This window comes from Methylobacterium nigriterrae (genome assembly GCF_037106235.1).
Taxonomy (GTDB): domain Bacteria; phylum Pseudomonadota; class Alphaproteobacteria; order Rhizobiales; family Beijerinckiaceae; genus Methylobacterium; species Methylobacterium nigriterrae.
Map to the genome: position 1 here is coordinate 1 of NZ_JBAWTG010000478.1, position 634 is coordinate 634.

Sequence of the window (634 nt, forward strand, 5' to 3'; positions counted from 1 at the left end):
TCGATGGGCTGGTTCTCGGTCTTGTAAAGTGCACCGGTGTCGGCGTTGATGCCGTACTCGACCAGCTTGCCACTCGGGTAGACCACCTTGATCGCATAGTGCGCCGGGTTCTTGCTATCGGCCTTCTCGAAATCGGCGTCGATGGCCCGGCCGCCCTTCTCCTCTCCTTGCGCCTCAGCGGTTGTCAGGGCCTGGGCAAGACCGATCTTGGCCATTTTGGCGACCTGCCACTCCTTCATGTCGCCGCTGTCAGCCTTGGTGGCCGGCATCGTGGCATTCGGCACAGCGGGCGGCGGGGTCGTGGTCGGTGCCGGAGCGGGGGCTGTTGTGCCGGGCGCGGCAGTCTGAGCCAAAGCGAAGCTGGTGCTCAGGGCCAGCAGGGCACCGGTTATCATTGGGCGACCCATCATGGCGGCATTCTCCCGTTCGTGCTACATCACGTCCCGGCAACGTCAGGGCATTCCCTTGGTTGCTCCTGCGCATGAGCCGGCGTCCTGACAGTCGCCAAGGCAGGACCGAGCCAGAGAGGCTCACCTTACAAGAACCCGCTGCGTGAGTGGTCTAAGGCGTTGGCTCATCGTTCGCCGCAGCATGCCCTAGCGGGCAGAGCTGCATTCCATAACATCCAGTCCGC

At 63.6% G+C, this 634-nt stretch carries 1 protein-coding gene; it reads right to left on the reverse strand.

All coding sequences use genetic code 11. From position 1 onward, the window contains the following. Positions 1–410: PepSY domain-containing protein (locus WDW90_RS37840; RefSeq protein WP_431311210.1), on the reverse strand; the 410-nt coding region annotated here is incomplete at its 3' end. Positions 411–634 lie beyond the last annotated feature (224 nt).